This is a genomic window from Streptomyces sp. AC512_CC834 (genome assembly GCF_019049325.1).
In the GTDB taxonomy this organism is placed as follows: Bacteria; Actinomycetota; Actinomycetes; order Streptomycetales; family Streptomycetaceae; genus Streptomyces.
The window spans coordinates 157041-177372 of record NZ_JAGMUO010000024.1; the positions used below are offsets into that span (position 1 = coordinate 157041).

The window sequence follows — 20332 nt, forward strand, 5'->3', positions numbered from 1 at the left end:
GCCGTCGGCGGTGACGGTGAGCTGGTATCAGGAAGGGGAACGAGCATGGCGGCCATGAAGCCGCGGACGGGCGATGGCCCGCTCGAGGTGACAAAGGAGGGGCGGGGCATCGTCATGCGCGTTCCGCTCGAAGGCGGCGGGCGGCTCGTCGTCGAGCTGACCCCCGATGAGGCCGACGCGCTCGGCGACGCCCTCAAGAAGGTCGTCGGCTGACGCGCGAGCGACCATACCCGTTCAGTCGCCCCGGTACCGGACATGGTGCCGGGGCGATTGTTTTCTTCGGCGCCCGGCGATTTCCTTCAGCGCCTCACGGTTCTTCACGTCTCGTCAGCGCTTCGTCAGCGCCTCTTCAGCGCCTCTCCAGTGGTTCACGGCCTCTTCGGCGCCGCACGTTTCTCCGGCGCCGGGCCTCAGCGCTTGACGGCGCACAGCAGCCCGTCGCCCACCGGAAGCAGCGACGGCACCAGTTCCTGGCTCTCCCGCACCGCGCGCAGGAGTTCCCGCAGCCGCAGCACCTCGGTGGGCTGCGGACCGGAGTCGATCGTCCGGCCGGCGCCGAAGACGCCCTCGAAGGCGACGAGACCTCCGGGGCGCAGCAGGCGCAACGATTCATCGAGATAGTCCAGGTACTCCAGCCGGTCGCCGTCGCAGAAGACGAGGTCGTAGCCGGCGTCCGCGAGCCGGGGCAGCACATCCAGGGCGCGCCCGGGAATGAACCGGGCCCGGTTGCTGGCGAAGCCCGCGGCCCGGAAGGCCTGACGCGCGAACTGCTGGTGTTCCGGCTCCGGGTCGACCGTGGTCAGTACGCCGTCCGGCCGCATTCCGTACAGCAGATGGATCCCGGAGACGCCGCAACCGGTGCCGATCTCCGCGACCGCCTTGGCGTCCACGGTGGCGGCGAGCAACCCCAGGGCGGAACCCGTGCCGGGGGTCACCGAGCGCAGGCCCGCCTCGCGGGCCCGGTCGCGTGCCCAGAGCAGCGCGTCGTCCTCGGCGACATAGGCGTCGGCGAACGCCCAGCTCGTCTGCCGGTTGCCGGTAATGACCCTCTCCTGTCCCCGTTGTTGCCTCGGCGTGACTGTATCCGCTGCCGTCGGGAACCCGCAGATGGGACCAGTCGTTCAAAAGGGGAGAGCGAAGAGGCGACTGAGCGGCCGGGGCCGCGACGGGGGGCGGCGCATGGGTCAGGGTGTCGGGCAACTGCCGGCGCGGCCGTACGAGCCGTGCCGGCCCAGATCAAATTCTCGTAAAACCGCTTATCCGGAGCTAACGGGCGAGGTGGCTATGGTAGGGGCTCCACTGGACACCACCAGAGCCGACAGGGGAGGTGCGGCCGTACCCGCGGATCGGGGCGGAGTGCTCAGGCGCTTCCTCGGATCGGCAGGCAGGCCGAAATCCGTGAACGACACCGCTGCTGACCACAGCCACGCCGACGGTCCCGCCACCACGGGACACACCCAGACCGCGACCTTCTCCACCGACGCGGACGGGCAGGCGTGGACTCCGCCCACCTGGGAGGAGATCGTCAGCACCCACAGCGGCCGGGTCTACCGCCTCGCCTACCGACTCACGGGCAACCAGCACGACGCCGAGGACCTCACCCAGGAGGTCTTCGTCCGCGTCTTCCGGTCCCTGTCGACCTACACGCCGGGCACCTTCGAGGGCTGGCTGCACCGCATCACCACCAATCTCTTCCTGGACATGGTCCGCCGCAAGCAGCGCATCAGGTTCGACGCGCTCGGCGACGACGCGGCCGAGCGCCTGCCCAGCAAGGAGCCCACCCCGCAGCAGCTCTTCCACGACGCCCACTTCGACGCGGACGTCCAGCAGGCGCTGGACACCCTCGCGCCCGAGTTCCGGGCCGCCGTCGTCCTGTGCGACATCGAGGGGCTGTCGTACGAGGAGATCGCCGCGACTCTCGGCGTCAAGCTCGGCACGGTCCGCTCCCGTATCCACCGCGGCCGCTCGCAGTTGCGCAAGGCCCTCGCGCACCGTTCGCCCAAGGCGCGTGCCGAGCGTCGCTCGTTCGCGGCCGGTGTGCCCGCACTGGGAGGAGGGGGCACGAGCGCGTGAGTGGGTCACGGCCTGAGCCCGAGGGACACCTCGCAGAGCAGCATCTGGGAGACCGACTCTCCGCCCTGGTGGACGGAGAGCTCGGTCATGACGCGCGTGAGCGCGTACTGGCGCACGTGGCCACCTGCCCGAAGTGCAAGTCGGAGGTCGACGCGCAGCGCCGGTTGAAGAACGTCTTCGCGGAGTCGGCCCCGCCGGCCCCGTCGGAGAGTTTCCTGGCCCGCCTCCAGGGGCTCCCCGGGGGCGGTGACACCGACGGCGGCGGCTCGCCGCTCGCCGGGCTGTCCGGAGGGTTCAACACCTCCGGGGGCGCTGGCGTCTTCGGCACCAAGCGGGGCGAGCGGTTCGAGTTCGACTACGTCCCCGCCCGGTCGCCGCACGCCTCGGTACTGGCGCCGTCCGCACCGGGGCGGGGCTTCCGGATCCACGACGTGAGCAGGCAGGAGTCCGAGCGGTCGGCCTCGCGCGGCATGCGGTTCGCCTTCGCCGCCGCCGGGGCGGTGTCGCTGGCCGCGATCGCGCTGGGCGGCGTCACCCTCGGCACGCCGGACACCACCACCGCCGAGGCACGCGGCTCGGGCAGCGGCAGCAATGTGACGCCGATGCGCACCCAGGGCTCGGGAGCGGCCACCAGCCCCGAGAGCCAGCGCCGCCGCACGGGCGGTCCGCTGCTCGGACAGGGCCAGCGGTCGCAGGGCGACGCCGCCGTCGCGCCCACCACGGCCTCCGCGCCGCTGCTGCCCGGGATGCCGCCGGCCCCCGCCGCGCGCGATGCGCGGGAGCAGGCCATGCGCGCGCTGACCGCTCCGGTGACGGCCGGTGCCGCCGCCATGTCCCCGCTGATACGTCCGCTGGAGGCCGTTCCGCCGCTCGCCCTGACCTCCTGGTCGGCGGCTCCCGAGGTCAGGCCGCCCAGCCTGCTCGCCGCCCCCGGCCCGGCTCCGTCCCCCTACCCGGCGGCTTCCCCGGCCGCCTCCTACCCTTCGGTTCGCTGACCGGATCTGCGCGCCGGCCCGTGAACCTGATTGAATCCGGGTTGGCGCCAGAGCCCTTGGAGCCGACGAACTGCGGCCGGGTGCGGGGGAGAACATGAACGAGGGGAAGTCCACGAAGGCGAAGTGGTGGAGTCGTCCCCGCTCGTCCGAAGACACGCCCGACGGCGACTTCGAACTGAAGCGCCCCGACCCGACGCAAGCCACCGGCACGAGTGCCGGCGCCCGGGAGACCGACGGGGGCGACTTCGAGCTGGAACGCCCGGCACCGCCCCGCGTCGCCGACGGGGCGGACAGGGACGGGCACGGGGACGGCGACGGGGACTACGAGCTGGACCTCCCCCTGACCGCCCCGGACGCCCCCGCGAACCCCACTCCGCCACCACGGCCGGACACCGACGTCGCCTCGGTGGAGGGTGCGGGTTCGAACTGGCAGGGCGGTTCCGACGCTGCCTCGGCGGAGGGTGCGGGCTCGCACCGGCAGGGCGGTCCCGACGTCGAGACCGCAGCCGAGCGTCCCAAGCCGCTGCACGAACCCGACCCGTACAGCACCCCGCCCTACGGTGAGCCGGGCCCCTGGGCCCCCGCGCCCCCGGTCCAGCACCCGGCGACGACACCGGCACACGGCACGGCGACGCCCACCTCGCCCGCCCCGTCCACGTCCCCGGCCCCGTCGGCGCCCGGCACGGGCATCCCCGGGCCCAGCATGGTGACGCCGGGTCCGCCCGCGTCGGCGCCGCTCGCCCCGGCCGCGCCCGGCGCGGTGACGGCGGCCTCGCCCGCCCCGGCCGCCCCGGCGTCTGGCATGGTGACGCCGGGGCCGGACGCCTCGGCCCCGGCCGCGCCCTCGCACGGCACGGTTACCTCGAGCCCGCACGCGTCGGTGCCGCCCGCCTCGGCTGTGCCCGCGTCCGGCGCGGTGACGGCGGGTCCGGACGCGTCAGTGCCGCACGACCCGGCCGGGGCCTCGTCGGCTCCGTTCGCGCCGGGGTCGGTGGTGGCGCCTTCGGGTGCGGTGGCCGATCCGTCGTTCGCGGATGCCCCGCCTCCGGTACCGCCGGCGCAGCATCCGGCGGCGCCACCGGGGCAGGACGCGGTGGCCCACGCAGCCTCTGCCGCGCCCGCCGTCCCGGCTCTGGCGGACGCCCCGCCTTCCGGCCCGTCGCCGACGGGAGCCTCCGACCCGTGGGCGGGGTCGACGGCCCCGGGGCAGGGCGCCGAGCCCGTCTCCGATCCCTGGGGGCGTTACGACCCCTGGGCCGCCTCGGCCGCTGCCGCGCCCCTTCACCACGCCGACGCGGCCGGCCGGCCGCCGAAGCGGCGACGCGGGCGGACGGCGAAGGCGCTCGTCGGCGGGGCGCTGCTCGTCGCCCTGGTATCCGGTGGCATCGGCGGCGCCATGGGCGCGTACCTGGAGCGCAACGGAGGCGTGGGGACGATCGAGCTCCCGCAGGCCGGCCACGAGGCGGCCAAGCGGGCGCCGGACAGCGTCGCCGGCATCGCCGCGCGGGCCCTGCCCAGCGTCGTGACCCTGCACGTGAACGGCAGCGAGGCGGCCGGCACCGGCACCGGCTTCGTACTCGACGACCGGGGCCACATCCTGACCAACAACCACGTCGTGGAGCCCGCAGGATCCGGCGGCGAGATAACCGTGACCTTCAACAGCGGCGACACCGCCGAGGCCACCGTCGTCGGCCGCGACAGCGGATACGACCTCGCCGTCGTGAAGGTCAAGGGCGTCAGCGGCCTCACCCCCATGCCGCTCGGCAACTCCGACAACGTGCGGGTCGGCGACCCCGTCGTCGCCATCGGCGCCCCCTTCGACCTGGCCGGCACGGTCACCTCCGGCATCATCAGCGCCAAGGAACGGCCCATCACCGCGGGCGGCGAGGAGGGTGACGGCAGCGACATCTCGTACGTGGACGCCCTGCAGACCGACGCGCCCATCAACCCCGGCAACTCCGGCGGCCCCCTCCTGGACGCCCAGGGCCGGGCCATCGGCATCAACTCCGCCATCCGCTCCGCCGACAGCGGCGGCGCCGAGCCGGACGGCGGCCAGGCCGGTTCCATAGGCCTCGGCTTCGCCATCCCCATCAACCAGGGCAAGCGCGTCGCCGAGGAACTGATCAACACCGGCAAGGCCACCCACCCCGTCATCGGCATCACCCTCGACATGAGCTACACGGGCGACGGCGCCCGCGTGGGCGCCAAGGGCAGCGACGGCGGACCGGCGGTCACCAAGGGCGGCCCCGGCGCCGAGGCCGGCATCAAGCCCGGGGACGTGATCACCGCGATCGACGGACAACGCGTGCACTCCGGCGAGGAACTCATCGTCAAGACCCGCGCCCACCGCCCCGGCGACCGTCTGGAGCTGACCCTCGAGCGCGGCGGCAAGGAGACCAAGGTCTCACTGGTGCTGGGCTCCTCCGGCGGCGACTGACCCGTCGCGCGGGCCCGACAAGGCACCAGGAAGGCAAACAATTCGGAAAGCGCCCGCATACACCCACTCGGGGCTCACGGGACGGTACCGGTCGGACGGGGTCGGCGGGTACCGTGGTGGCGGCCCGGACATCCCAAGGAGCTTCAGGTGTTCAATGACATAGGCGCACTAGAGCTGGTGACGCTCGTCGTCCTCGCCGTGCTCGTCTTCGGTCCGGACAAGCTCCCCAAGGTTATCCAGGACGTGACGCGCACCATCCGGAAGATCCGGGAGTTCTCGGACAGCGCCAAGCAGGACATCCGCTCGGAGCTGGGCCCCGAGTTCAAGGACTTCGAGTTCGAGGATCTCAACCCCAAGACTTTCATCCGCAAGCAGTTGGACAACGACGAGCTGGGGCTCAAGGAGCTCCGCAACGGCTTCGACCTGAAGAAGGAGATGGCCGAGGTCACGGACGCGGTCCACGGCCGCGACACGGAATCCTCGCCGTCCGGGTCCTCCTCGTCCGGTTCCGACAGCGGTCGGATCGACATGTCGAAGAAGCCCGAGAAGTCCGAGAAGCCCGCGGCCGACGACGACCGCCCGCCCTTCGACGCGGACGCCACCTGATCCCGTCCCCCTGATCCCGTCCCCTCCTGATTCCGGCCCGCCGGCCGCGAACGTGACGCGTCTCATACTCCGGACGGGGCGCACAAGCCGTGAAGGCGACGTTCGCGCGACCCACGCGCCGGGCGTTTCCCGGCTGCCGCCAGTGGTGTGGCTATGCTGCCCGAGTTGTTGTGCGGACCGGACGAGTGCGCCCGAAGGGGGGCGGGCCGGGCCGGTCCGACGAGAGCGAGGAGGCGTCCGGGTACATGGAGACGACGAGTCGGGCAGTCGCGCAGACGCCGGCCGCGGAGGGTGGACCACAGTCCGCCCCCGGCCGGAGTGCGGTCGACGGCTACCTGCGCGCGCCCTTCCCGTGGTACGGCCTCGACGAGGCCTTCACGGGGCGGCGCAGACTGATGCAGATCGGTGAGGCGGCCGACGGGGCCGTGGAGCACGGTTCGATCGGGCACGGCGACGAACCGTCGGTGCGCAACGAGCACGTGGCGGGCGACGAGCAGGACGCCAAGGAGAAGTTCGCGGTCGTCGTGACCGTCGCGGCCAACCCCGACCGGCGCAGCGCCGACGGCACGGGCCTGCTGGAGGCCACCTCGGTGTCCTCGGCGGCCTGGCTGGCCGGTGTGGGGCTGCTGTCCTTCACCTGGCCCGGCCAGATGGACCACTCGCTGCGCGACGACTGGCTGGAGCAGCAGACGGAGACCGCGTGGGTCCTCGCCGACGACCTCGACGGCGAGGACTGGACGACCCTGTCCCTGCCCGTGGACGGCGTGCCGACGTCCTTCCACTACCGGGAGTCCGAGTTCGGCTGGGTGCTCGCCGGCTCCACCGAGCAGGGGGTGCACCTCGGGGCGTACGGACGGGGCATGAGCGCGTACGGGCTGGCTTTCGCCGTCGTCAAGGACATCGCCGCGTACGCCTGACGCCGATACGGCGATACGGCGACAGGGCGATACGACGAAGGGGCGCCGTCCACCCGGACAGCGCCCCCAGTCCGTACGAGTCCGTACGAGGCGTCAGAACTTGTTCTTCGGCGTGATCCCCAGCGACAGCCCCGCAAGCCCCCGCTGCCGTCCGCCCAGCTTGCCGGCGATGGAGCGCAGCGCCGCGCCCGCCGGGGAGTCCGGGTCGGTCAGGACGACGGGCTTGCCCTCGTCGCCGCCCTCGCGCAGGCGGACGTCGATCGGGATGGAGCCGAGGACCGGGACCGACGCGCCGGTGGTGCGGGTCAGGCCGTCGGCGACCGACTGGCCGCCGCCGGTGCCGAAGACGTCGACCATCTCGCCGCAGTGCGGGCAGGGCAGCCCGGACATGTTCTCGACCACGCCGACGATCTTCTGGTGGGTCTGCACGGCGATGGCGCCGGCCCGCTCCGCCACCTCGGCGGCGGCCTGCTGAGGGGTCGTCACGACCAGGATCTCGGCGTTCGGCACGAGCTGCGCGACGGAGATCGCGATGTCACCGGTGCCGGGCGGCAGGTCGAGCAGCAGGACGTCCAGGTCGCCCCAGTACACGTCCGCCAGGAACTGCTGCAGCGCGCGGTGCAGCATCGGACCGCGCCACACGACCGGCGCGTTGCCCGGGGTGAACATGCCGATCGAGATGACCTTCACCCCGTTGGCCGAAGGCGGCATGATCATGTTCTCGACCTGGGTGGGACGCCCGTCGGCGCCCAGCATGCGCGGCACGGAGTGGCCGTAGATGTCGGCGTCGACGACACCGACCTTCAGACCGTCCGCCGCCATCGAGGCCGCCAGGTTCACCGTCACCGACGACTTGCCGACGCCGCCCTTGCCGGACGCCACCGCGTACACCCGGGTCAGACTGCCCGGCTTGGCGAAGGGCACCTCGCGCTCGGTCTGCCCGCCGCGCAGAGCGGTGGCCAGCTCCTTGCGCTGCTCGTCGCTCATCACGTCCAGCTCGACGTCGACGCGCGTGACACCCTCGACGCTCGACACCGCGTCCGTCACGCGCTGCGTGATGGTGTCCCGCATGGGGCAGCCGGAGACCGTCAGGTACACGGCGACCGCGACCGCTCCGTCCGCGCCGATCTCCACCGACTTGACCATCCCCAGCTCGGTGATGGGCCGGTTGATCTCGGGGTCGTTCACCGTCGCCAGTGCTTCACGCACCGCGTCTTCCGTAGCCATGGGTCGATGGTACGGCGCCGCACACGGGACACGGAAAGCCCCGTCAGCGGTCGTGTACGTCACGCCCCGGCGACCGTTCCGCCGGGAATACCCCGCGGTCGGGGTGATGGCCGTTCTGCCGCTCCTCCAGGTCCCTGAGCACGTCCTGCAGCTCGGAGCGGATCCAGTCCCGCGTCGCGACCTCGCCCAGGCCGATGCGCAGGGACGCGATCTCGCGCGTCAGGTACTCGGTGTCGGCGATCGACCGCTCGTTCTGCTTGCGGTCCTGCTCCAGATTGACCCGGTCCCGGTCGTCCTGCCGGTTCTGCGCGAGCAGGATCAAAGGGGCCGCGTAGGAAGCCTGCAGCGAGAGCATCAGCGTCAGGAAGATGAACGGGTACTCGTCGAAGCGCAGACCGCTCGGCGCCGACACGTTCCACACCACCCACAGGATGATGACGACCGTCATCCAGACGATGAACCGCCCGGTGCCGAGGAAGCGCGCGACGCGCTCGGACAGCCTGCCGAAGGACTCCGGGTCCCACTCGGGCAGCAGCCTGCGGCGCGGCGGGCGGGGCTGGTCGAGGCGGGTCCGGGCACGGGAGGACGCGGTGGCCCCCGACGCGGCGCGCTCACGGGTCGGCGTCTCGCGCTCAGGCACCATCGGCGCCCACCTCCCCCGTCGTCTCCCCGGTCGTCGTCTCGTCCAGGTGGTACTCGGTCTCCCGCCAGTCGTCGGGCAGCATGTGGTCCAGTACGTCGTCCACGGTGACCGCGCCGAGCAGCGCCCCGGAATCGTCGACGACGGGCGCCGCGACCATGTCGTACGCGGCGAAGAACCCGGCGACCACCGGCAGCGCGGCGTCCGGATCCAGGGGCTGCAGATCGTCGTCGATGATCGAGCCGACCAGCGTGTACGGGGGGTCCCGCAGCAGGCGCTGGAAGTGGACCGTGCCCAGGTACTTGCCGGTCGGGGTCTCCTCGGGCGGGCGGCAGACGTAGACCTGCGCGGCGTGCGCCGGGGACAGGTCGCGGTTGCGGATGCGGGCCAGGGCGTCGGCGACGGTCGCGTCGGGCCGCAGCACGATCGGCTCGGTCGTCATCAGACCGCCGGCCGTGTGCTCCTCGTACGCCATCAGGCGCCGCATGTCGGCCGCGTCGTCGGGCTGCATCAGGCTCAGCAGCCGCTCCTTGTCCTCCTCCGGCAGCTCGCCGAGCAGGTCGGCCGCGTCGTCCGGGTCCATCGCCTCCAGCACGTCCGCGGCGCGCTCCTCCTTGAGCTTGCCGAGGATCTCGATCTGGTCGTCCTCCGGCAGCTCCTCCAGTACGTCGGCCAGGCGGTCGTCGTCGAGGGCGGCGGCTACCTCGGCGCGGCGCTTGGCGGACAGGTGGTGCAGGACGTTCGCGAGGTCGGCGGGGCGCAACTGCTCGAAGGTGGCCAGCAGGTTCTCCGCGCCCTGGCCCTGCTCCTCCACGGAGAAGCCGGTGACGCCGGACCACTCCACGGTCAGCGTCTCGCCCTTGGCACGCCGGAAGGCGCCGCCCTTCCTGCCCTTGCGGACGAAGACCTTGTCGATCTCCCAGTCCCGGCGGGCGGGCAACTGCTGCACCGACAAATCCAGCACGGTGACCTCCTCACCCGTTTCGGTGAGCGTGACCCGTCGGTCGAGCAGCTCGCCGAAGACGAGGCGCTCGGTCGGCCGCTGCTCGAAGCGCCGGACGTTGACCACGCCGGTGGTGATGACCTGGCCCGACTCGATGCCGGTGACCCGGGTCATCGGCAGGAAGATGCGACGGCGGGTGGTGAGTTCGACGACCAGGCCGAGCACCCGTGGGGGCTTGCGGGCGACGCGGAGCATGACGACCAGATCGCGCACGCGTCCCACCTGGTCACCGGCCGGGTCGAACACGGCGATGCCGGAGAGGTGCGAGACGAAGATCCGGGGGGCGCCCGCTGCCATGGCCGCGGCTCCTTTCCTCAAGCTCCGTTAGCGTGCGTCAGGGTGCGTGAGAGCTGATTCGTACGGTGTCCCTTGCCGGTGTCTCTTCCTGGTGTCTGTTCGGGTGTCTCTTTCCGGTGTCTCTTCTCCGAATTGCCCGCTCGGACGGGCTTCAGGCTAGCCCGTCCCGATCGCCCTCGCCCCGGCGGCCGGTCCGGACGGACTGGCTCCGTTCGCCGTCCGCGGCCCCGGTACGCTGCGGTACGCCCGCTCGGACCCCGGTCAGCTCCGGGCCGGTGCCTGTCAGCCGTGTCAGCCGTGTCAACCTCTGTCAGCTCTGTCAGAAAGGCAGTCCCACCTGTGTCTGTGACTCCCCGGCGCCGAATCCGCAGGGCCGCTTGGATGGGCGCGGTGTGCGCCCTGGCGGTGACGGTGACGGGAGCGGGGCTGACGGGATGCAGCAGCGAGGACCCCGACGCGGGCACCAACGGCCTCGGCAAGCTCCCGGCCGACAAGATCCACGCCAAGGCCGGCACGGCCGCCGAGGTCGCCGACACGGTACGTCTGCACGGCACGGTGGACGCCGGCGGCGACACGTACACCCTCGACATGCGGCTGAAGGCCGACGGAGGGACCGGGTCGGTCGCCGCCGAGGGGACGACGTTCGGGCTGCTGCGCGTCGGCGACCAGCTCTTCCTCAAGGCCGACGCCGGGTTCTGGAGCCATGACGGCGGCGACGCCAAGGCGGCCGACAAACTGGCCGGCAAGTACGTGAAGGTGCCGCAGAGCGACCCCGTGTACAAGAAGTTCAGCGGCTTCACGGACAAGGACGTCCTCCTCGGCGGTCTGCTGACCCTGCACGGCACGCTGAAGACGGACGGCCGCCACGAGCAGGCGGGCGTGCGCACCATCCGGATCACCGGCGACCAGGGCCGCGGCAGTTCGCTCGACGTCTCCCTGGAGGGCACGCCGTACCCGCTGCGCCTGGTGCGGGCGGGCAGCGCGGGCACGCTCAGCTTCTCCGACTGGAACAAGGACTTCACGCTGGAGCAGCCGCCGAAGGACGACACCCTCGACTACGGCAAGCAACTGCCGACGTCGTAGGGCATCCGCCGGACAGGTCTTCTAACGGCGTTTGCGGCGTTTGCGGCGCTTCAGCAGCAGGCGCGGCAGCCCAGCCGGCGCCGGCTCCCGGGTCGTCGCCGGGCTCGGCAGCGGTGCCTCGGCCAGCGAGGCGTCGGACAACGGCGCCGTGGCCCCCGTCGGCTCCAGGCGCAGTACCCGGCACTCGCGGGCCCAGCGGCCGGTCATGGCCTCGCCGTCCGGGGCGTTCAGCCGCTTGCCCTTGAGGTCGGCGACCGCGGCCTGCCACGCCTCGGAACCGGGCGGCAGCTCCACGACCCGGGCGGTCCAGGAGACCAGCCGGCCGCCCTTGTCCTTGCTGCGCACCGTCACCTCGGCCGCCGCCCCGTCGGCCAGCCCCGGCAGCGGCTGCTCGCCGGGCCCGTCGCCGACGACGCAGGCCGCGCCCTCGTGCCAGATGTGCCACAGCGCCCGCGCGGGCACGCCGGGGCCCTTGACCCAGACGAGGCCGGACTTCTTCGTGGCCTCCTCGACGAGGGCCTTGTCGAGCAGCTCGCTTGTCATGCCGGTCAGCCTATCCAGCCCGCTTCGTCCTTCGGCCCGGTCAGAGCCAGCCGTTGCGCTTGAGCGTGCGGTGGATGCCCAGGCAGATGACGACCGTGACCGACAGGACGAGCGGGTAGCCGAACTTCCAGTGCGTCTCCGGCATGTGGTCGAAGTTCATGCCGTACACGCCGCAGACCATCGTCGGTACGGCGATGATCGCGGCCCACGAGGTGATCTTGCGCATGTCCTCGTTCTGCGCGACGGACGCCTGGGCGAGATTGGCCTGGAGGATGGAGTTCAGCAGCTCGTCGAAGCCGACGACCTGCTCCTGCACCCGCGCCACGTGGTCGGCGACGTCCCGGAAGTACTTCTGGATCTCCGGGTCGATCAGCCGCATCGGCCGCTCGCTGAGCAACTGCATGGGGCGCAGCAGCGGCGCCACCGCACGCTTGAACTCCAGCACCTCGCGCTTGAGTTGGTAGATCCGGCCGGCGTCGGAGCCGCGCGGTGTGCCCTTGCGGCCCGGCGAGAACACCTCCGTCTCGACCTCGTCGATGTCGTCCTGCACCGCGTCGGCGACCGCGATGTAGCCGTCCACGACATGGTCGGCGATGGCGTGCAGCACCGCGGAGGGGCCCTTGAGCAGCAGCTCGGGGTCCTCCTGGAGCCGGTGCCGCAGCGTGCGCAGCGAGCCCTTGCCGCCGTGCCGGACGGTGATGAAGAAGTCCCGGCCGGTGAAGCACATGACCTCGCCGGTCTCGACGACCTCGCTGCTGGCGGTGAGCTGGGCGTGGTCGACGTAGTGGATGGTCTTGAAGACCGTGAACAGGGAGTCGTCGTAGCGCTCCAGCTTGGGCCGCTGGTGGGCCTGGACGGCGTCCTCCACGGCGAGGGGGTGCAGCCCGAACTCCCGGGCGATACCGGCGAACTCGTCCTCGGTGGGCTCGTGCAGACCGATCCACACGAACCCGCCGTCGCGGCGCACCTGGCGCATCGCGGTGTGCGGGGTCAGTGGCACGTCGGTCTCGACGCGTGTGCCGTCGCGGTAGACGGCGCAGTCGACGACGGCGGAGGGGGTCGCCGGGTCGCGGGTGGTGTCGTAGGCGCCGCTGTCCTTGCGCAGAGAGACGCGGGACGGGCGGACCGCGGCGCGCAGGTCACGGATCATCGACATGGCAGGCTCCTTCGCGACGGGCAGCGAACGAGGCCGGTGACGGGTGGAACCGCCCGGAATGAGGACGTCCTGACCACGCGTGTTCGGCGCGTCCACAAAGCGGGGGGCACCGCACCGTCGCGGTGGCCGACTTCGCTGCTGATTCAGCTAGTCATTCAGCGGCTGATACCGATCGACGGACATCGTGTCGACGGATCGGATCAGGCAAAACGAGACGAAGTGCTCTTCGGTGGGAAGGCGCGAACGACAGGCTGCGGCGGGAAGAGCCGGAACAGCGGCGTCAGCGGCGGGAAGAGCGAGTGGTACTGCACGGTCGACTTCGGTCCATGCCGCCCACCTCCTCCGGCCGGTCCCTCGTGAGGGACGATCCATTCCCCTTGTTTAGAGGGGTTCCCCGTAGGGGAGAGTTCGCAGTGTCGGGGGCTTGATCGCGACGCGCTGCGTGCTGCCCCGAACCGCTGGCCCACAGTACCAGTCGTGCGACGTGTCAAGGCGCCGCTTTGCCGGTTCACGACGAGTTCTATGCTCGCGGCATGGCTGATGTTCTTCCTCTGGTCGAGGCGCGGTTGCGCAGTGCGCTGGGTGAGCCGGACGCACGCGCGGCCGTCACCTTCCTCGGCACCGACCGCATCGAGGTGCTGCGTTTCCCCGCAGGCGGTCCTGCAGGCGGTCCCGTCGGTGGCCCCGCCGGCGGCCAGGAGAGCGACATCGTCCGCTACGCCACCCTCGGCATGGCCGCACAGCCCATGGCGGACCCCACGGCCGCGCTCGCCGACCCGGTCAAGGGCCCCCGTGCCGAGCTGGTCCTCTCGGTCCGGTCCGGTCTCGCCGACACCGACAAGGTGCTCAGGCCGCTCGCCGTACTGGCCGCGTCTCCGCAGGTCGAGGGCGTGATCGTGACGCCCGGCGCGTCTCTCGACGTCGGCGAGGCGCTGTGGCCCGGGGCCCCGTTCACCTCGGTCCTGGTCGCCGAGCCGGGGGGCCTGGTCGAGGACCTGGAGCTGGACGCCCCGCTGGACCCCGTGCGGTTCCTGCCGCTGCTGCCGATGACGCCGAACGAGGCCGCCTGGAAGCGCGTGCACGGCGCGCCTGCCCTCCAGGAACGCTGGCTGACACACGGGACGGACCTGCGCGATCCGTCCCGCAGGTCCGTCCCCCTGGACTGACGTACCGGCGTGACGTAACTCACCGGTCTGTCTCGTCAGTTGACGTCGGTTGACGTCAGTGGGCATCACTCGGCGTCAGTTGGCGAAGACCGTGACCGAGTCCTCGGTCGCGTGCCTCGTTTCCAGCTCCTCCGCCTCGTGGGTGAGCGCCCGGCGCCGTACGACGACCACGATCGCGCCGAGCACGGCGGTCACCGCCGCCACCACGAACGGGATGTGGACGTCGGTCCACTCCTCGATCTTCGGCGCGAAGTAGGGAGCGGCCGCCGCCGCGAACCAGCGCACGAAGTTGTAGCCCGCGCTCGCCACCGGACGCGGCGCGTCCGACACCCCGAGGGCCAGCTCGGTGTAGACCGTGTTGTTCACGCCGATGAACGCGCCGGACAGGATCGTGCAGACGATCGCGGCGGTGTGGTTGCCGTAGCCGAGGACCAGTACGTCGGCCGCGAGCAGCACCAGCGAGCCGCCGAGCACCTTGAGTGAGCCGAAGCGCCGCTGCATGCGCGGCGCCACCAGGACCGAGAAGACGGCGAGCAGCACACCCCAGGCGAAGAACACGGCACCCGACTTGTACGGGGTCATGTTCAGCACGAACGGGGTGAAGGCCAGCACCGTGAAGAACGTGTAGTTGTAGAAGAACGCCGATGCCGCGACGGAGGCCAGGCCGCCGTGGCCCAGCGCCTTGACCGGGTCGAGCAGCGAGGTCTTGCGGGCCGGCTTCGGCTGTTCCTTCAGGAACACCGTGATGCACAGGAAGCCGATCGCCATCAGGAAGGCCGTGCCGAAGAACGGGTAGCGCCAACTGGCGTCGCCGAGCAGCGCGCCCAGCAGCGGGCCGCAGGCCATGCCGAGGCCGAGGGCGGACTCGTAGAGCAGGATCGCGGCGGCGCTGCCTCCGGCCGCCGCGCCGACGATGACCGCGAGGGCCGTCGAGACGAACAGTGCGTTGCCCAGGCCCCAGCCGGCCCGGTAGCCGACGAGCTGGCCGACCGTGTCGGAGGTGCCGGCCAGGCCCGCGAAGACCACGACGAACGCCAGGCCGAGCAGCAGGGTCTTGCGGCCGCCGATGCGGCTGGATACGTAGCCGGTGACCAGCATCGCGAGGGCGGTGATGAGGAAGTACGAGGTGAACAGGAGCGAGACCTGACCGGCGCTCGCGTCCAGGCCCTTGGCGATGGACGGAAGGATCGGGTCGACGAGCCCGATGCCCATGAAGGCCACGACGGACGCGCCGGCGGTCGCCCACACGGCCTTGGGCTGTCGCAGGATGCCGCCCGCACCCGCGTCGAAGGGGTCCATTGCTTGCTCCAATGCCGACGAGATGGTTGGCGTAACGGTTGGTGTAATGGTTGGTGTATGCACATAGTAAGTTAGCTCTGCTAATTAATGCAACGTACACCTAATTCTCGCCGGTCAGCCCTCCCCTCCGGCCTCCCCTCCGGATGGGTGATCGTCCTTGACGTGGGGGAGTGAGGGTAGGACCGTGGGGCTCTATGAGGGGCGAACCCAGTTGCCCGAAGTGTGGTGGCCGGGTCAGGGCTCCCGGCCTCTTCGCCGATTCCTGGCAGTGTGATGTGCACGGCACCGTGCACCCGCTGCAGCCCGTCCTCCCGCCCAGCGTCGAAGCGCTCGGCGTCGTGGTGCACCGCACCCAGGTGCCGCTGTGGATGCCGTGGCCGCTTCCGGTCGGCTGGCTGTTCACCGGTGTGGCCTGTGCGGGCGACGACCGCAGCGGCGGCCGGGCCACCGCCGTCGCCTGTTCCGGACCCGGCCCGCTCGGCGGCGTCGGTGAGCTGATCCTGGTGGCCGAGGAGCTGGGCGTCGGCCTCGGCGCGCGGTACGCGGGGCTCGACGCCCCGGACCCCGGGCCGTACATGGACGTCGAGAAGCCGCCCCAGGTCAAGGTCCTGGCCGCGGGCCGTCCCACCCCCCTCTGGCACGTCTCCGGCGGTCCGGTCGACCGCGCCGTCTTCGCGGGCGAGGCCCTCGGGATGTGGCTGTGGGCCGTCGTCTGGCCCGAGCGGGCAGGGCTGCTGATGTACGAGGAACTGGTGCTGACCGACCTGCGGGACGCGGGTGCCGAGGTGGACCTGGTGCCGTGCGGGGCACTGTCGCCGCGGCTGATCGAGCCGACGGCGCCGTAGTCCTCGGCGGGGCGCGCAGGGCGTGGGTGCGTGGGGCGCGAGCGTGTGGGGTGCCGGTGCGTAGGGGGTGCGGGGCGGCTGCGGGTGTGACGGCGAGGGGTTGAGTTCCGGTTACCCTTGAGCGTCCCCTTCCGTCCCGTTCCCGCTTGGAGTGAGTGTCGTGCGCATCGATCTGCACACCCACTCCACCGCGTCCGACGGCACGGACAGCCCGGCCGAGCTGGTGCGCAAGGCCGCCGCGGCCGGACTTGACGTCGTCGCGCTGACCGACCACGACACCACCCGCGGCCACGCCGAGGCCGTCGCCGCGCTGCCCGAGGGGCTGACCCTGGTCACCGGTGCGGAGCTCTCCTGCCGTATCGACGGCATCAGCATGCACATGCTGGCCTACCTCTTCGACCCCGAGGAGCCCGCCCTGCTCGCCGAGCGCGAGCTGGTCCGGGACGACCGCGTGCCGCGGGCCCGTGCCATGGTCGCCAGGCTCAACGAGCTGGGCGTGCCGGTCACCTGGGAGCAGGTCGCCAGGATCGCCGGCGACGGATCGGTCGGCCGCCCGCACGTGGCCTCCGCGCTCGTGGAACTCGGCGTCGTGCCGACCGTGGGCGACGCCTTCTCCGCGGACTGGCTGGCCGACGGTGGCCGGGCCTTCGTGGAGAAGCACGAGACCGACCCCTTCGAGGCGATCCGGCTGATCAAGGGCGCGGGCGGCGTCGTCGTGTTCGCGCACCCCGCCGCCGCCAAACGGGGCCGCACCGTGCCGGACACGGTGATCGCGGACCTGGCCGCGGCCGGGCTCGACGGCATCGAGGTCGACCACATGGACCACGACGCGGACACGCGGGTGCGGCTGGCCGCCACGGCGAAGGAGCTGGGGCTCCTGGTCACCGGCTCCAGCGACTATCACGGCAGCCGGAAGACCTGCGTGCTCGGCGAGTACACGACGGACCCCGAGGTGTACGGGGAGATCACGCGACGGGCGCACGGGGCGTTCCCCGTGCCGGGGGCCGGCGGAGCCTGACCCGCACCTCCCGCACCTCCCGCCCGTCCACTCTCCCGCAAGGCCAGTAGCTCACCCATGTTCGACGTCGCCGTCTTCGGCTCTCTCTTCCTGACCCTCTTTGTCATCATGGATCCCCCCGGGATCACCCCGATCTTCCTCGCCCTGACCTCCGGCCGCCCCGCCAAGGTGCAGAGGCGGATGGCCCTCCAGGCCGTCTGCGTCGCCGGTGGTGTGATCACGGTGTTCGGCCTGCTCGGGCACCAGATCCTGGCCTACCTGCACGTGTCCGTGCCCGCCCTGATGATCGCGGGCGGGCTGCTGCTCCTGCTGATCGCGCTGGACCTGCTCACCGGCAAGACGGACGAGCCGAAGCAGACCAAGGACGTCAACGTCGCGCTCGTACCGCTGGGCATGCCGCTGCTCGCCGGGCCCGGCGCGATCGTGTCGGTGATCCTCGCCGTGCAGAAGGCGGACAGCGTGACCACGCAGGCCTCGGTGTGGGTGGCGATCCTCGCGATCCACGTGGTGCTGTGGCTGGTGATGCGGTACTCGCTGCTGATCATCCGGATCATCAAGGACGGCGGCGTGGTCCTGGTGACCCGCCTCGCGGGCATGATGCTGTCCGCGATCGCCGTGCAGCAGATCATCAACGGCGTCACACAGGTGATCCAGGGCGCTTGAGAACGCGTGAGTCAGCGTGAGAAGAACAGACAGGAACAGACAGGAACCCCCGCACGGCGTCCGTGCGGGGGTTCCTGAGCGTGTGCGAAGGGTCCGCGCTACAAGGCCGAGGTGTCGGCGGGGCGGATCCACAGGCGCTGCCCGATGGCGGCGGCCTGCTGAACGATACGGTTTACGGAGGCGGCGTCCACGACAGTCGTGTCCACGGGGGTCCCGTCGACGTCGTCGAGTCGCATGACTTCAAAGCGCATGGCCTCTCCCTTGATCTGGTCATCCTCCTGCGGAGAACTACTGGTGTGGCTCCTGGGTCGTCGGTGCCCGGGCTTCCGTAGTGGTCAACGGGCTGCCCACTGCAAACATTCCCTACGCTAAGGAAATTTTTCGCACGGCTAATTACTGACAAGTAAGCCGCTTGTTACCGCGCGATAGATGTCCGATACAAGACTGACCGGGACCGGTTGTGTTCGTAGCGTGACCGCCGGGACAATGGAGGCGATGAACGACGACCTCGCGTCCCAGAACGCTCGCATTGATCGCACGAACGAGCTGCTCCAGCGCATGCTCGCCGAGGTGGCGAAGACGCCCTCCACTCACGCGATCTTCGTCGACGCGGGTTACCTGTACGCGGCGGCGGGCCGGCTGGTCGCCGGGACCGAGGACCGCCGGGCCTTCGACCTGGACGCCGAGGGTCTCATCGAGGCGCTCATCGACAAGGCCCGCACCATCTTCGCGGACAGCCGCCTGCTGCGCGTCTACTGGTACGACGGTGCCCGCCGCCGCATACACACCGCCGAGCAGCAGTCCATCGCCGAGCTGCCGGACGTCAAGGTGCGCCTGGGCAACCTCAACGCCAACAACCAGCAGAAGGGCGTCGACTCCCTCATCCGCTCCGACCTGGAGTCCCTCGCCCGGCACCGCGCCATCAGCGACGCGGCCCTGCTCGGCGGCGACGAGGACCTGGTGTCGGCGGTCGAGGCCGCCCAGGGATACGGCGCCCGCGTCCATCTGTGGGGCATCGAGGCCCCCGACGGCCGCAACCAGGCCGAACCACTGCTCTGGGAGGTCGACAGCCAGCGCACCTTCGACCTCGACTTCTTCAAGCCGTACGTCTCCCGGCGCACCGCCCATGCCTTCGAGGCGTCGGGCGTCGCCCGCCCGGCCCGCGAGGACGTCCGCTTCGTGGGCGCGCAGATCGCGGCGAAGTGGCTGGCGGCGCGGGGACGCGAGTCACTGGTGGAGCTGCTCCCCGGACACCCCTACCTCCCCGGCTCGGTGGACCAGGACCTGCTGGTGGAGGCCGAGGGGCTGCTGCAGTACTCGCTGCGCGGCCAGGCCGACCTGCGGCGTGCGCTGCGGGACGGCTTCTGGGAGCACTTGCAGGCGCAGTACTAGCTAGTCCAGGACAAGGCACTCAGGCCCTGTTGTCCGTCGGTGGCGGTGCGGGCAGGCCGTCCCAGAAGTCGGCGAGGGCGAGGGCGGTCGGCAGGGGTTGGTCGGTGTTGGGGGAGTGCTCGGCGCCGGTGACGACGGTCCGACGCGCGTCCAGCCGTACGGCCATCTCGTCCAGGAGGGGCACGGGCCAGGTGTCGTCGTAGGCGCCCGACAGCACGTGGCACGGCAGCGGCACGGCGGCCAGTTCGGCGACGCGGTCCGGCTCGGTGCACAACTGGCGCCCCGTGGCGAGCAGTTGGGCCGGCCTGGTGCCCAGCCAGCGGTCACGCAGCCGTTCCGGGTCCTCCGGGCCGTGGGCGGGGGCCGGGGCGCCGACCTCCTCGGGCGGCCCCATGGCCTGCATCACCTTCCAGACCTGCGCCATCGTCATCGTGTCGAGCGCGTCCCGCAGCAGCTTCACGCGCTGCTGCTGCGACTCGGAGATCCGCGCCGGGCCCGAGGACACCAGCGTGAGCGACACGAACGGGGCGTGGTCGAGCAGGACGGCGGCCCGCGCGATCTGACCGCCCAGCGAGTGACCGACCAGATGCACGCGCGTCCCGAGGGCGGCGACCTGAGCGAGCACGTCCCGGGCCAGCTCCGGCCGCGCGTACACGGCTTCGTCGTGCTCGGGCCCGTCCGACTCGTACTGCCCCCGACCGTCCACGGCCACCGTGCGGTACCCGCGTGCCCCGAGCGGCTGGTGCAGCAGCGTGAAGTCCTCCTTGCTCCCCGTGAACCCGGGCAGCATCACCGCCACACCCCGCGGCTCGACCCCGTCGGCCACGGGCGAGTCGACGACGGCGAACTCACCGCGCGCGGTACGCAGCCGGTACGCACGGGCGTCCGGGGGCGGGCTGAAGGCAGCGTTCCTGCTCACGCGCAGAGGCTATCGGGCGGCGGGGACGGGGGAGGGGGCGGCTGGGCTGTGGG

General features: G+C 71.5%; 21 protein-coding genes. 12 read left to right on the forward strand and 9 right to left on the reverse strand.

Going from position 1 to position 20332, the window contains the following annotated elements; translation table 11 throughout:
• Nucleotides 1–45: 45 nt before the first annotated feature.
• Entirely contained in the window at nt 46–213 is a 168-nt protein-coding gene (locus KUM40_RS09660; protein ID WP_003966491.1) for a DUF3117 domain-containing protein, read from the forward strand.
• Nucleotides 214–410: 197 nt separating this feature from the next.
• Here KUM40_RS09660 and KUM40_RS09665 read toward each other — a convergent pair whose 3' ends face one another.
• The gene (locus KUM40_RS09665; RefSeq protein WP_308401103.1) at nt 411–1109 is read right to left on the reverse strand and encodes an O-methyltransferase; all 699 of its coding nucleotides are present in this window, start codon (nt 1107–1109) and stop codon (nt 411–413) included.
• 289 nt (nt 1110–1398) lie between these two features.
• Between KUM40_RS09665 and sigE the strand changes: the two genes are divergently transcribed.
• From sigE to KUM40_RS09695, 5 genes are all read left to right on the forward strand, one after another.
• Complete coding sequence (sigE, locus tag KUM40_RS09670; protein ID WP_217165072.1) at nt 1399–2073, forward strand: RNA polymerase sigma factor SigE; 675 nt, start codon at nt 1399–1401, stop codon at nt 2071–2073.
• Complete coding sequence (locus KUM40_RS09675) at nt 2070–3068, forward strand: zf-HC2 domain-containing protein (protein ID WP_217165074.1); 999 nt, start codon at nt 2070–2072, stop codon at nt 3066–3068. Before sigE ends, KUM40_RS09675 begins: the two co-directional genes overlap by 4 nt.
• Before the next feature lie 94 nt (nt 3069–3162).
• Complete coding sequence (locus KUM40_RS09685) at nt 3163–5505, forward strand: trypsin-like peptidase domain-containing protein (protein ID WP_308401102.1); 2343 nt, start codon at nt 3163–3165, stop codon at nt 5503–5505.
• Between the two features lie 147 nt (nt 5506–5652).
• Complete coding sequence (locus KUM40_RS09690; protein ID WP_217165076.1) at nt 5653–6111, forward strand: sec-independent translocase; 459 nt, start codon at nt 5653–5655, stop codon at nt 6109–6111.
• Nucleotides 6112–6356: 245 nt separating this feature from the next.
• Nucleotides 6357–7028, forward strand: coding sequence for a hypothetical protein (locus KUM40_RS09695; RefSeq protein WP_217165077.1), 672 nt, complete (start codon nt 6357–6359; stop codon nt 7026–7028).
• Nucleotides 7029–7121: 93 nt separating this feature from the next.
• On the opposite strand, the gene KUM40_RS09700 is transcribed toward KUM40_RS09695, so the two are convergent.
• Genes KUM40_RS09700 through KUM40_RS09710 form a run of 3 tightly spaced genes read right to left on the reverse strand, consistent with a single transcriptional unit; the run spans nt 7122 to nt 10195 of the window.
• Nucleotides 7122–8255, reverse strand: coding sequence for an Mrp/NBP35 family ATP-binding protein (locus KUM40_RS09700; RefSeq protein WP_217165079.1), 1134 nt, complete (start codon nt 8253–8255; stop codon nt 7122–7124).
• 43 nt (nt 8256–8298) lie between these two features.
• Entirely contained in the window at nt 8299–8898 is a 600-nt protein-coding gene (locus KUM40_RS09705; protein WP_217165081.1) for a DUF1003 domain-containing protein, read from the reverse strand.
• Nucleotides 8888–10195, reverse strand: coding sequence for a magnesium transporter MgtE N-terminal domain-containing protein (locus tag KUM40_RS09710; RefSeq protein WP_217165089.1), 1308 nt, complete (start codon nt 10193–10195; stop codon nt 8888–8890). Before KUM40_RS09710 ends, KUM40_RS09705 begins: the two co-directional genes overlap by 11 nt.
• Before the next feature lie 381 nt (nt 10196–10576).
• On the opposite strand from KUM40_RS09710, the gene KUM40_RS09715 reads away from it, so the two are divergent.
• Nucleotides 10577–11278, forward strand: coding sequence for a hypothetical protein (locus KUM40_RS09715; RefSeq protein WP_254394828.1), 702 nt, complete (start codon nt 10577–10579; stop codon nt 11276–11278).
• A 21-nt stretch (nt 11279–11299) separates the two neighbouring features.
• Here KUM40_RS09715 and KUM40_RS09720 read toward each other — a convergent pair whose 3' ends face one another.
• Nucleotides 11300–11821: a hypothetical protein gene (locus tag KUM40_RS09720; protein ID WP_217165093.1), complete on the reverse strand. Its 522-nt coding sequence runs from the start codon at nt 11819–11821 to the stop codon at nt 11300–11302.
• 40 nt (nt 11822–11861) lie between these two features.
• Complete coding sequence (locus tag KUM40_RS09725; RefSeq protein WP_217165096.1) at nt 11862–12977, reverse strand: magnesium and cobalt transport protein CorA; 1116 nt, start codon at nt 12975–12977, stop codon at nt 11862–11864.
• A gap of 533 nt (nt 12978–13510) precedes the next feature.
• Between KUM40_RS09725 and KUM40_RS09730 the strand changes: the two genes are divergently transcribed.
• The gene (locus KUM40_RS09730) at nt 13511–14143 is read left to right on the forward strand and encodes a suppressor of fused domain protein (protein ID WP_217165098.1); all 633 of its coding nucleotides are present in this window, start codon (nt 13511–13513) and stop codon (nt 14141–14143) included.
• A 75-nt stretch (nt 14144–14218) separates the two neighbouring features.
• On the opposite strand, the gene KUM40_RS09735 is transcribed toward KUM40_RS09730, so the two are convergent.
• Nucleotides 14219–15442 (reverse strand): MFS transporter, encoded by a 1224-nt coding sequence (locus KUM40_RS09735; protein ID WP_217165100.1) that lies wholly within the window; start codon nt 15440–15442, stop codon nt 14219–14221.
• Nucleotides 15443–15636: 194 nt separating this feature from the next.
• Between KUM40_RS09735 and KUM40_RS09740 the strand changes: the two genes are divergently transcribed.
• From KUM40_RS09740 to KUM40_RS09750, 3 genes are all read left to right on the forward strand, one after another.
• Nucleotides 15637–16287: a DUF6758 family protein gene (locus KUM40_RS09740; RefSeq protein WP_217165102.1), complete on the forward strand. Its 651-nt coding sequence runs from the start codon at nt 15637–15639 to the stop codon at nt 16285–16287.
• Between the two features lie 160 nt (nt 16288–16447).
• On the forward strand, nt 16448–17305 hold the full coding sequence (locus tag KUM40_RS09745; RefSeq protein ID WP_217165104.1) for a PHP domain-containing protein: 858 nt from the start codon (nt 16448–16450) through the stop codon (nt 17303–17305).
• A gap of 57 nt (nt 17306–17362) precedes the next feature.
• Nucleotides 17363–17968, forward strand: coding sequence for a MarC family protein (locus KUM40_RS09750; RefSeq protein ID WP_217165106.1), 606 nt, complete (start codon nt 17363–17365; stop codon nt 17966–17968).
• Between the two features lie 98 nt (nt 17969–18066).
• Here the strand turns inward: KUM40_RS09750 and KUM40_RS09755 are convergent, their stop codons facing one another.
• On the reverse strand, nt 18067–18219 hold the full coding sequence (locus KUM40_RS09755) for a hypothetical protein (protein ID WP_007444413.1): 153 nt from the start codon (nt 18217–18219) through the stop codon (nt 18067–18069).
• A 235-nt stretch (nt 18220–18454) separates the two neighbouring features.
• Between KUM40_RS09755 and KUM40_RS09760 the strand changes: the two genes are divergently transcribed.
• A complete protein-coding gene (locus tag KUM40_RS09760; RefSeq protein ID WP_217165155.1) occupies nt 18455–19360 on the forward strand; it encodes an NYN domain-containing protein in 906 nt (301 codons plus the stop codon).
• A 19-nt stretch (nt 19361–19379) separates the two neighbouring features.
• Here KUM40_RS09760 and KUM40_RS09765 read toward each other — a convergent pair whose 3' ends face one another.
• The gene (locus tag KUM40_RS09765; RefSeq protein WP_217165108.1) at nt 19380–20279 is read right to left on the reverse strand and encodes an alpha/beta fold hydrolase; all 900 of its coding nucleotides are present in this window, start codon (nt 20277–20279) and stop codon (nt 19380–19382) included.
• Between the last annotated feature and the right edge of the window lie 53 nt (nt 20280–20332).